An 11,320-nucleotide genomic window follows, 5' to 3' on the forward strand; every position below is an offset into this window, starting at 1 on the left:
GCGCACTGGGAGAACCCGCCGCGCCGGATGGGCAAGTTCATCGAGGCGCCGGGCAAGGCGATGATCGTGGGCGGCACGCGGGAAATCTGCGCGAAGCTGTACACGGCGATTGTGGAGCTGCGACCCGAGTGGCATTCCGATGACCTCGCGAAAGGCAAGATCAAGGTGGTCTACTCCGGCACCGCGTCCGACGTGCCGCCGGTCTCCGACCACGTGCGCCGCGACTCCCTGAACGCCACCGTGAAGGAGCGACTCAAGGACGTCGACGACGAGCTGGAACTGGTAATCGTCAAGGACATGATGCTCACCGGCTACGACTCCCCGCCGCTTCACACCCTGTACCTGGACCGGCCGCTCAAGGGCGCGCTGCTGATGCAGACGCTGGCCCGCGTGAACCGCACGTTCCGCGGCAAGCAGGACGGGCTGCTGGTGGCATACGCGCCGCTGGCGGAGAACCTGGCCAAGGCGCTGGGCGAGTACACACAGTCCGACCGCACGAACAAGCCGGTGGGAAGAAACATTGACGAGGCCATCGGCGTGACGCTTTCGCTCGTGGACTCCCTGCAAGAGCTGCTTGCGGGGTACGACTGGAAGGCCGTGCTGATAAAGGGCGGGCCCAAGGCATTCCTAAACGCCGTCACCGGTGCCGTCAGTTACCTGCGGAGTCCCGGCACGCCCGGCAACCAGCCCGCCGACGGCGAAGAGTCGCTGGCCGCGAAGTACCGCAGGTTCTCCAGCCAGCTGTCCCGGGCCTGGGCCCTTTGCTCAGGGTCCGAAACGCTGGCCGGGCTGCGGCCCGAGATCCAGGTGTACGAAGAGATCCGCGTCTGGATGGCAAAGTACGACGCCGCCGACCGGCAAGCCAGCGGCGAGCCGGTGCCGGAGGAAATCCAGCGGTTGCTGGGAGAGCTGATTGCCTCCGCAACTTCGTCCGGAGAGGTGTTGGATATCTATGAGGCGGCAGGCATGCCCAAGCCGTCGCTGGATGACCTGACGCCTGAGTTCATTGCCAAGACCCAGCAGGCGCGGAACCCTCAGTTGGCCATTGAGGCGCTGCGGAAACTGATCGCTGATGAGTCCGCGTCTTCCACCCGGAACAACGTGATCCGGCAGCGGGCATTTTCCGAGCGGATCAGCGAGCTGATGAAGAAATACACCAACCAGCAGCTCACGTCCGCGGAGGTGATAGCGGAGCTGGTGGAGCTGGCCCGCGAAGTGGCGGTCGAGGGGCAGCGCGGTACCCAGTTCACTCCCCCGCTGAACTCCGATGAGCTGGCGTTTTACGACGCGGTGGCCCAGAACGAGTCCGCAGTGGAGGTTCAGGGCGAAGGGAAGCTGGCCGAGATCGCTCGGCAGCTCGTTGGCGTCATGCGACGCGACGTGCGCACTGACTGGACGGTTCGGGACGACGTCCGGGCGAAACTTCGCGCATCCATCAAACGGCTCCTGGTGATCAACGGGTATCCGCCGGACAAGCAGCCCGATGCCATTAAATTGGTCATGGAACAAATGGAATCGATGGCGCCGCGGTTGATTTCTTCTCGGGTTCCTCTGTCACGCTCGTGATTAGCGCCTTTCCTGATTGCTTACGCAGCCTCGCGGGACCACCCGTTGTCCGTGGTCGTTCCTCTCCCGTTAGAGATGGGAGTCAACGGATCACCGTTGGTAGGGTCAACTGCGTGGGAGACTAGAAGCCGGTATCAGCACTGTGCTTTCCTCAGCACTGCTCGAAAGGTATGACATGTCGACGCCTTCGGGGATGGCTTTCTGCTTTCTGCGTGAATGTCGTCGTTCGCCCGTTCCGGTTGATTGAAATGTTTGTGTAGTCGAGGATCCGATCTAGCGCCGTCGTGGTGGAAGACGCGTGGCGACCTACCACGACAGTTCGCCGAACACCTGACCTATTCGCAGCAAGCAAACCGGCTTCGGCGTCCTCGAACACGATGCACTCGTTTGGGAGGACGCCTAATCGACGCGTCGCCTCCAGGTATCCCTCAGGGGAAGGCTTCCCTGTCCTCACATCCTCCGCGGCTACCAAAACCTCGGGTACGTGCAAGCCGGCAGCACGTAGCCGGTTCAAGGCCAGCTGGCGGGGTGCTGAGGTCACAATCGCCATAGGGGATCCGGCGAGCTGCCTCAGGAACCGCGACGCTCCAGGAATTTCGACGATCCCGTCTACACGTGTGAGTTGTTTTTCATCTAGAACGGATGTGGCAAGTTGCACGTTTTGTCCTTCAGGAAGGAATCGTTCTACTGTCTCCATCGTCCTTCGGCCGTGCGCATAGTCCAGCAGCTCGGACAGGTTGATGTGATGTTGCTGTGCAAACTCAGCCCACACCCCTTCGACCACGGACGTTGAGTCCACTAACGTCCCATCCATATCGAAAAGTGCCGCCGCCGCCGATGCGGAGAACCCACGTGGTTCGTCGATTTCTTGAACGACTGTTGTCGGCTGGGCCCAGGAAAAAGTGGTCTCAGGCGTATCCGCGACAGCGGCGTGAACGCGGTTCAGCATGTTCTGCGGCATGTCGGGGAGATTTTCGAGGGAAAACCACCGAGCGTCGGTGTTTTCCCCGTCAGCGGGGTGGGGAGCCCCTGCTCTCCAACGCAGTTTGAAGACGAGGTCCAAGAACTGGGCTTGATCCCCATTGTCGTACTGTGATGGTGCAAGTGCCTGTACCATCGCGAGTTTCTCAGGGACAGCTCGAATGGAGCTTCCTCATAGGTTTCGCGCACGGCCGCGTCAGCAGGTTCTTCGCCGGGATCGATGATGCCTGTCACCGGGGTCCATGCCCCCGATTCTGCCCCGCGCACCAGTAGTACGTCGTTGTCCTTGAGTACGACGGCAGTGACGCCCGAGAGGAACAGCAAGTCGTTTCCAATTTTTCGGCGTAGAGCGAGAACGAAATCAGGAGTGGCCATTTCTAACATTTCCTTTAGATGGGTCCGGCGGCAGCCGTGGGGCCACCGCCGGAACTAAGTGCCACCCGACCGCACACGGGTCCGCCGTCCCTCAATCGTCGTTCGGGTTGGGGGTTCGGCGCTGAGAGCTATCTAGACGGCGGCACTCATTGAGGCATGGAGGTCCAGCTCTGACAACTGCCGCGTGACGTCGAGCAATGGTTTCGATAGTTCTTCTCGCTTGCTTGTTGTGAGGAGGGCGCTCGGGCCGGCGATGCTGACTACGGCGACGACCTGCCCATCCATGCCGAACACAGGGGCGGCTATTGCAGATGTACCTATCTCGAACGAGTCCTCGACTGAGCCATATCCGCGCTTGCGGGTTTCAGCCAGCACCGAGAGCAATTCATCCACAGTCTCCGGGGCATTCGGACCGTGTTCAGACTTAGAACCGATCCCCTGCTTGAAGAGGATCTCCAGCGCCTGTTCTTCACTTACCTGCGACAGCCAGGCGTGCCCGGAAGCTGAACTGCTGAGCCCTACGGCCTCGCCATTCTCGGGGTCGTACCTTAGGCCTGTTCGGGCTCCCTGGAATTGGCTCACAAAGATTAGCCGGTCATCATCGACCAACGAGAGTCTGACCAGTGCACCAGATATGTCGGCGAGCTCGCTGAGCTGTGGCTTTGACAGCTGAACCAGCCCATTGGCTGCCAGATGACGGATGCCCATGGAGACAAACCGTATCGTGAGCATGTAGTTCCCCAGAGAATCTTGTTGCCGGACATAACCGGTCTGGCAGAGTTCTCCCAGAATCCGGTGAATGGCGCTTTTCGGAAGGTTCACAGCCTCTGCGATCTCCGATAACGCGGCACCCTCTGTTTTGCCGACGAGAACTCTGAGGATCTGTAGTCCTCGGGTCAGTGTTCCTGCCATGTCTGCTTCCCTCTTCTTCCTACAGCAAATCTATTTTGGAAAGGCATTCAGTTCCGGAACACCATTATCAACCCAAGTGGGCCTCAATGTGAATCATCGGGACAGAGCTGAGCCGCGGCTGTTGGCGATCATACTGTTCAGATCGTCCTGGTTGAGGTCACCGGACAAGTGTTCGGACACAATTTCCCCTCGGCCCATGACAAGGACGCGGTGGGCCAACCTCAGAACTTCATCGACATCGTCCGAAACCAGAATTACTCCCTTGCCTTCCGCTGCGAGGCCATCTATCAGCGTATGGATCTCCGCCTTTGTGACCACGTCAACCCCTGCTGTCGGCTGATCCAGGATCAACAGCCGGCTTTGGGCTGCGATTGCCTTCGCAAGTACGATCTTCTGCTGATTTCCTCCGCTGAAGGATCCGGCAGGTAGCTCCGGACGAAGAGGATGAATTTGCAGGGCCTCAAATAGTTCCTTGGCGACTGTGGTGGCCAGGTTTTTCCTGACCATGCCGTAGCGGTGAAAGCGTTTTGTCAGGCCGGTGAGGATCAAATTCTGGAATGCAGGAAGTCCAAGTATCAGCCCTTGGGTCTTGCGATCTTCCGGAACCATGGTGATGCCGGCGCTTATAGCTTCGGCCGGACGCCTGATACGAAGTGATCGACCTTCAATCCTGAGTTCTCCGGCTGTCAGCTTCTCCGCACCGGCGATGCATCGCGCCAGGCGGGTACGGCTTGCGCCGACCAGCCCGACCAGGGCCACAATTTCACCTTTCCGGACCGTCAGATTTACAGATTTAAGATACGGCAGCTGAGAGATGTTCCTGGCTTCCAAGAGAACAGCAGAATCGGAGATATCAGGTCTTATTCGCGGATCAGCGCGATCGACGACATTGCCCACCATCATCTTGGTGATCTTGCCGACGTCCAGGTCTTGGCATCGTTCAAATCCCACCTTGCGGCCATCTCGGAGCACCGTGACTTCATCGCATATCCTCTGCACTTCGTCGAGAAAGTGTGAGATGTACACAATGGCGACCCCTTGGGCGACCAGCTTCCGAATGACGGCGAACAAGACCTCCCGATCCGGCTCCGGCAGTCGTGCCGTGGGTTCGTCCATAACCAGGACACGTGTGCTCCGGGAGACGGCTTTCATAATCTCAGTTATCTGTTGCTGAGCTACTCCGAGCGTGTCTACGCGGGACTCCAATGGCAGGCTGATGCCGAATTCGTCGAGCCAGTGCTGCGCTTCTGAGAGCAGTTTGCTCCTGTCAATCAGGCCTCCGCGGAGGGGTTCGCGACCCAGGAGGATGTTCTCAGCCACGGTGAGTTTGGGAATGAGACTGAATTCCTGGTGGATGACGGTAACTCCCGCCTTCATGGCCGCGGAGACGCTTGTAAACCTGATCGGTTCCGAACCGATGAATACTTCACCCTTGTAGTCGGGGTATATGCCTCCGAGGATCTTCATCAGGGTGCTTTTTCCCGCACCGTTCTGCCCCAGGAGGCCGTGGACGCTTCCTGGCCTGACGTTCAGGTCGACGTCGAAGAGGACCTGCCCGCTTGGAAATGACTTGGAAATCCCCTTCATTTCCAGGGCTAGAGATTTGTCATTCACTGTTCTGGCCTCTCATTGGAAGACTGGGGATTCACCAGGCAGCCGGGTAGTTGTCGACGTTTTCCTTGGTGACCAGGGGCAACGGAAGGTACTGGGTTGCGGGGAATGCACTCTTGTCCCCCTTGAAGTACTTATCCGCCAGCTCCATTGCTTTTGCGGACTGCTCATATGGATCCTGGTTCACGGTGCCGTAGATGTAGCCGTCCTTGATGCCCTGCTTAACGTTGCTGGGGAAGTCACCCATGATGAACTTGATTTCGGAACGGTTGTTGTCGTGCGCATACTTCGCGGCGCTTACCGTGTCGGGTCCAACGTCGACGACGGCGTCGAGTTCACCTTTGGGGTATTTGTTCAGGAAGTCCTGGGTCACGTTGAGGGCCTTGGCGCTGTCCCAGTTTGACGCTTGCTCTGCCACAATCTGGAGGCCGGGAGTGTTCTGAAGTTCCTCTTCCAGGCCTTTCCGTCGAAGCGTGTCGGCGGGATCTCCGAGCTTGCCGCGGACAACGGCAATCTTGCCCTTGCCTCCGGTGGCCGCGGCCACCAGTTTGCCAAGAGCGTGCCCGTACTCAACGTCGTTGGCACCTATGAATGAAAGAATGTTGGTCTTATCGTTGGGTTCTGTGTTGACTGCAACGACAGGAATGTGGGCATTGGCTGCCTGCTTCAGGGCGCCGTTGATTGCTTGCGGATCTCCCGGGGTGACCATCATCATGTCGACCTTTTTGGTGATCAGCTGCTGGATGAGGCCTACCTGGGTAGCGTTGTCGGATTTTCCGTTGTAGATAGTCACGTCCATACCGTATTTGGCCGCAGCTTCTTCGTATCCCTTGATTTGGCGACCAAAGAACGGAATGGTCGTGTCTTTGATCAGGACCCCGATCTGAGGTTTAGCCGGTGCGCTGCTTGCACCTCCAGAGGTTCCGCAGCCTGCGAGCAGTGAAGCGGCCATGAAGGCAATGGTGACTGTGGCGGCCAGGTGCTTCGGCTTCCGGGGGCGAGTGGTATTCATTTTGACTCCATGCAGTTCATCGGATGTTTTGTCGGTTGTTTTTGAAGGTTCTGGCTTCATCGTTTGGACCTGTCCATGACGACAGCCACGAGGATTACGAGACCGGTAACCACCGGTTGCCAATACGTTGAGACACCTAGCTGGTTTAGTCCGTTGGTGATCATGCCCAACAGCAGGGTGGCTACGACGACGTCTCGGACCCGGCCTTGGCCTCCTGAGAGAGCAGCCCCTCCGACAACGCAAATCGCGATTGTTGCCAGCGGCCAGTCGGCGGCGGCGCCCGGCTGCCCTGTACCGGTTTGGCCAATGAGTACGAGCCCAGCGACAGAAGCCATGACGGCTCCATAAGTGAAGACAATTATTTTCGTCTTAACTACCCCGACGCCGGAGAGCATGGAAGCGTACTCATTGCCGCCGATGCTGAACACGTAGTGCCCGAACTTGGTCTTGGTCAGAATGAACCATGTGAGGATGGCACAGCCCATGAAGATCAAGAAGGCATTTGGGACCCCCCATGTGTAGTCGAGACCGAGCCAGTAGTAATCCTCCTGCTTTGCCATGGCCGGCTGGGCTCCGGTGATAACAAACAGCAATCCAAGGATGATGCTGTTAGTGCCGAGAGTCGCGATGAAAGGATTGATTTTCACTCTCCCAATGACGACGCCGTTCACGATGCCGACCACCAGGCCCACGCCCAATGCGGCCAGGATGCAGATCCACGGCGGCATGCCGGTAGAACTCAGGTACGCGGTGGCGACGGTGGCGGCGGCGCCGGTAGCTCCCACGGAGAGGTCAAATCCACCGGAAATGATCATGACCAGCATTCCGCAGGCCACGATGCCGTAGATGGAGTTCTGCTGAAGAATGTTGAGGAGATTCGTGGGGTCCCTGAAGCTTGGCGATGCCACAAACAGGATAAGGAACACGAGTCCCGTTACGCCCAAGAGGCCGGCCTCGGAAATCTTTCGTTTCATTTTTTGTCGCCTTGCAGAATGAACGGTGGCTTCGCCCCGGACTTCTGCAACTGCGTTTCGCGTCGAGGCAGTCATCGGCCCGACCTTCCTAATCGTCGTTGATCTTGTGTGAGTCGCCTCACATCGTTCGTCGTCTAACAAGTAAGCGCACAAAGGCGCGTTCCTGTCAATGGAACGCCGTTCCTTTTTTGAACGGAATTCTACTTTTTACGCATTGACTCTGCGCGCCGTCTAGAGGGCTGCGGTTCGAGCCGTGAGTCACGCACGCGACATTTCCCTGGGCTGACCAAGGTGAGACACCGTGGTCAGCCCAGTGCTATGGGCGACGTTGCTTGAGTCCAATGCGGGGGCGATAACCCGGGGAGCCTTCGTTGAGCGTCCCCCGTGCGGGCACGGTGCTCCCGGTTAGGCCTGTTTCCATCCCGTGGTGGACGCGCGCCAGGGATGCCTTCCTCAGAGGTCCTCTTGGAGGACCCGCGGCATCAGGCTAGCAACAAGCGCTGAGCCTCGTCGCTGTTAAAAAGCCGGGCGCCTGTTGCTGCCATCTGCTGTCCCAGTGCGTCGTGGTCCTCGAGGATTCGACGGTTCAAAATTTGCTTGGTTTCCGCGAGGCCCTGCGGGGAACCTGACAGGAGCTCCTGCAGAAGATCCTCTACGGCTGCGTCGATCTCATTCCCGACTGCTGTGCGAGTGACGATACCGGCTGCCACCGCTTCAGCCGCATCAAATTCCCGTCCCGTGAGCATGAGTTCAGCGGCCCGGCGACTCGGCATCCGATGAAGGATGTTAAGGGAAATCACTGCCGGGGCCACAGCGTTTCTTACCTCTGTGAACTGGAAGAGGACGTCATCCCTTGACAATACGATGTCTGAGGCTCCCAGAAGCCCGAACCCACCGGCCTGGACGCGGGCGCGGACGACCGAGACAACGGGAAGGGGGCTTGCGCTGAGACGGCGCTGCACGTCAACCAACAAAGATGCGATTGCCTGCATGCCTTTCCGTGCGACTTCGGGGAGTGAGGCGCCGGAGCAGAACATCTCCCCCAGCGAATCAATGAGGATGACCCTGGATGTAGCTTCAGCCCGGTCGATTCCGTTGAGTAGTTCCGTGAGCATTTTGACAGTCAGGGCGTTCCTGTCGCCAGGGCTGTTTAGCGTAAGTTTCATGATCCCGCCGGATTCGACGATACCGAGATTGCCGTTCATTCTGGTCCTGTTCTCATTTCTGTGCTTGGCCTGGGCCCCTGTTGCATCGGTGGTGCCGGAGTGCGCGCTCACCCGTGGGGCCGGCTATGACTCGAAGATGGGCTCACCGTTGCGCTTCGGAGTTTGCCGGCGGACCAACCGCCGCCCGGACGCCGGTGTGCCATCGGATTCGCTCGCGCCGACCGCAGGGATGCCGCCCCGGGCTGCCTACTTCACGGCAGGGGCGCCGTCAGCAATCTTGTGGTCCTGCCAGTCGGTGTAGTACTGGGGGTAGGCAATGATGAGGAACTTCAAGGGTTCCGTGCCTGAGTTCGTTATCCCATGCGCCGTGTGAGGGGGTACCCACATAAAGCTCCCTGGCTCCAGATTCACCAGTTCGTCCCCGACCTGCGCCCTTCCCCGCCCGGAGATAACGTAGAAGATCTCCTCGGTTTCCTCGTGGGCATGCAGCTCCACGTAGCCGCCGGGTTCGTATGAGGACTGCATGAACTGCATTTGGGCAGCGTTCCCCGCTTCATCCTTCTCACCGCGGGTGATCAGGATTTTGGTGAGTGCCTGGTTGAGGTGACCAGGCAAGTTCTGCCATCCGTACTCGAGTTCGTGACGGGCCAGGCCCATGATTGCTCCTTAGATATCGGTAGTGATGTGGACAACATCATGCCCTATGGACGATGATAATGGAACAACGATACATTTCGGAACGACATTCCATAAAGGTTGCCTGATGACGACACCCACCCTTGCTCTCGCACATCTGACGATTCTTGGCACCCCGCCGCCGGTCATGGCTACGTTGGCTGCAACAGCGGGCTACCGAAGTATCGGAATCCGGCTCCTGCCTGCGACGAGTTCTGAGATCCGCCATGACATGGGCCCGGGTTCGTACCTGCTTAAGGAGACGCGGAAGGCACTCGAAGATACCGGTATCACGGTCTTGGACGTGGAGGCGTTGAGCCTTGATTCAAAAATCAGCCGGGATGATTGGCTCGTCGCTCTTGATGTGGCCCGTCAGCTCGGAGCAAGGATTCTCAACGTGATTGGTTCGGACTGGACACGCGACCGGTTGATTGACAGGTTTGCCCTCCTGGCAGCAGACGCAGAAGGATTTGGTATACGGGCAAGCCTTGAACCCATTTCCTACCAGGCGGTGAGCACCATCGAAGATGCGTCCTCCATCGTTACTGAAGTCGGCAGGGGCGGGATCATGCTTGACACCCTGCATTTCCAGCGAGCCGGCAGCCAGCCCGAGGACATCGAAAACGTTCCTCTCGCGCAGTTTTCCATGCTCCAGCTCAGTGATGGCCCGATCGCGGAGCGGAAGGAAGTAGCCATTCCGGCGAACGATCCCATGGGTCAGAGGGAGGGGGCTACCGCCCGGGAGCTGGAATCGCGTGTGTTGAGAGATTTGCCAGGAGATGGCGAGTTTCCTCTGGTTCGCTTATTGAGAAGGCTTGGTCCAACCATTCCGGTCAGTGTTGAAGTGCCGAATCCTGCGCTCCTGGAACACATGGGAGAAGCTGGCTACATCAAACTTGCCTATCAAAAGGCAGCCTCCTTGCTCCATGACGCATACGAAGCACCCGCCGCCGAAGCTTCCCCCACTAACCAGCGGCACTTGGCCAGTGTCACGACCTATCCAACTGACGACTGGCAGGACAAGCGATGAGCACACTGGGGTTCGAGTCCCGGACCGAGGTACATGCCGGAGAGGTTTTGAGGCCCGGCATCGAAAACCTGGGCTCAGCAGGCCGACCCATGCTGGCACGGCGGTAACCCCGATGAGAGCCTTTGTATTGACCGGACCCGGAAGATCGGAAGTCCAGGACGTCGCACCCCCCGTCGCCGGCCCTGACCAGGTCGTCGTCGACGTCGAACGCGTCGGTGTGTGCGGGACCGACGTGGAATTCTTCACCGGCGAAATGCAGTACCTCCACGACGGCCACGCCCGATTCCCCATGCGGCTCGGCCACGAATGGAGCGGAACAGTATCCGCCGTCGGTTACGGCGTGGACGCCCGGTGGCTCGGCCGCCGTGTCACCGGCGACACCATGCTCGGCTGCCGCGCGTGCCGACGCTGTCTGAGCGGTAATCAGCACGTCTGCGAGCATCGGTTCGAAGTGGGCATCCGCGGAGGCTTCGCCGGTGCCCTCGCCGAGCAGCTGGCAGTCCCGGTGACATCGCTGCACGAACTCCCGCTCGGCGTCGATGAAGTTCTTGGCGCCCTGGTCGAGCCCGGGGGCAGCGCGCTGCGCTCAGTCCAGAGAGCGGCACTCAAGACCGGAGACCGCGCCTTGGTCCTCGGACCCGGTACCATCGGCCTGCTCGCAGGACTCTTCGCGAAAGCCCAAGGCGCCGAGGTGCATGTGATGGGCAAGACACAACGCTCCCTAAACTTTGCCCGGACGCTGGGATTCCACGGTGTCTGGGCAGCCGACGAACTGCCGGCACTTCCCTTCGATGCCGTGATCGATGCCTCGAACGCGCCAACCCTCCCGGCCAAAGCGCTCGAATTGGTTGAACCGGCGAAATGGGTCGTCTACGTCGGCCTCGCCGCAGCCCCAGCCTGATCGATACAAGGACCTTGGCCATGAAGGACGTGACGGCCGTCGGCGTTCTCAGCGCATCGCCGGGCCTAGCGAAAACCATAGAGCTCTACGCGACCGGCGAGGTGGACCCCCGACCCC

10 protein-coding genes and 1 pseudogene are annotated in these 11,320 nt (G+C 59.3%); 3 read left to right on the top strand and 8 right to left on the bottom strand.

Features of this window, described 5'->3' with window-relative positions:
* Positions 1-1,566: type I restriction enzyme endonuclease domain-containing protein (locus AHiyo1_RS27415; protein ID WP_253257499.1), on the top strand; the 1,566-nt coding region annotated here is incomplete at its 5' end.
* 151 nt (positions 1,567-1,717) lie between these two features.
* On the opposite strand, the gene AHiyo1_RS20265 is transcribed toward AHiyo1_RS27415, so the two are convergent.
* From AHiyo1_RS20265 to AHiyo1_RS20300, 8 genes and pseudogenes are all read right to left on the bottom strand, one after another.
* Complete coding sequence (locus tag AHiyo1_RS20265) at positions 1,718-2,683, bottom strand: HAD-IA family hydrolase (protein ID WP_253257500.1); 966 nt, start codon at positions 2,681-2,683, stop codon at positions 1,718-1,720.
* 8 nt (positions 2,684-2,691) lie between these two features.
* A pseudogene (locus tag AHiyo1_RS28385) lies at positions 2,692-2,931 on the bottom strand (NUDIX domain-containing protein); the annotation flags it as partial.
* Between the two features lie 123 nt (positions 2,932-3,054).
* Complete coding sequence (locus AHiyo1_RS20275; protein ID WP_059389775.1) at positions 3,055-3,834, bottom strand: IclR family transcriptional regulator; 780 nt, start codon at positions 3,832-3,834, stop codon at positions 3,055-3,057.
* A 93-nt stretch (positions 3,835-3,927) separates the two neighbouring features.
* Positions 3,928-5,448, bottom strand: coding sequence for a sugar ABC transporter ATP-binding protein (locus AHiyo1_RS20280; RefSeq protein ID WP_148667682.1), 1,521 nt, complete (start codon positions 5,446-5,448; stop codon positions 3,928-3,930).
* A 31-nt stretch (positions 5,449-5,479) separates the two neighbouring features.
* Positions 5,480-6,457, bottom strand: coding sequence for a sugar ABC transporter substrate-binding protein (locus AHiyo1_RS20285; RefSeq protein ID WP_172465675.1), 978 nt, complete (start codon positions 6,455-6,457; stop codon positions 5,480-5,482).
* Between the two features lie 56 nt (positions 6,458-6,513).
* A complete protein-coding gene (locus AHiyo1_RS20290) occupies positions 6,514-7,431 on the bottom strand; it encodes an ABC transporter permease (protein ID WP_059389778.1) in 918 nt (305 codons plus the stop codon).
* Between the two features lie 482 nt (positions 7,432-7,913).
* Positions 7,914-8,636, bottom strand: coding sequence for an enoyl-CoA hydratase-related protein (locus AHiyo1_RS20295; RefSeq protein ID WP_059389779.1), 723 nt, complete (start codon positions 8,634-8,636; stop codon positions 7,914-7,916).
* 207 nt (positions 8,637-8,843) lie between these two features.
* Positions 8,844-9,254 carry a cupin domain-containing protein gene (locus AHiyo1_RS20300; RefSeq protein WP_059389780.1) on the bottom strand — a complete coding sequence of 137 codons (411 nt, stop codon included), beginning with the start codon at positions 9,252-9,254 and terminating at the stop codon, positions 8,844-8,846.
* Between the two features lie 106 nt (positions 9,255-9,360).
* Between AHiyo1_RS20300 and AHiyo1_RS20305 the strand changes: the two genes are divergently transcribed.
* Both AHiyo1_RS20305 and AHiyo1_RS20310 read left to right on the top strand, forming a co-directional pair.
* Complete coding sequence (locus AHiyo1_RS20305; protein ID WP_059389781.1) at positions 9,361-10,302, top strand: sugar phosphate isomerase/epimerase family protein; 942 nt, start codon at positions 9,361-9,363, stop codon at positions 10,300-10,302.
* Positions 10,303-10,414: 112 nt separating this feature from the next.
* Complete coding sequence (locus AHiyo1_RS20310) at positions 10,415-11,203, top strand: zinc-dependent alcohol dehydrogenase (RefSeq protein WP_253257501.1); 789 nt, start codon at positions 10,415-10,417, stop codon at positions 11,201-11,203.
* Positions 11,204-11,320 lie beyond the last annotated feature (117 nt).

This window comes from Arthrobacter sp. Hiyo1, assembly GCF_001263615.2.
GTDB lineage: Bacteria > Actinomycetota > Actinomycetes > Actinomycetales > Micrococcaceae > Arthrobacter.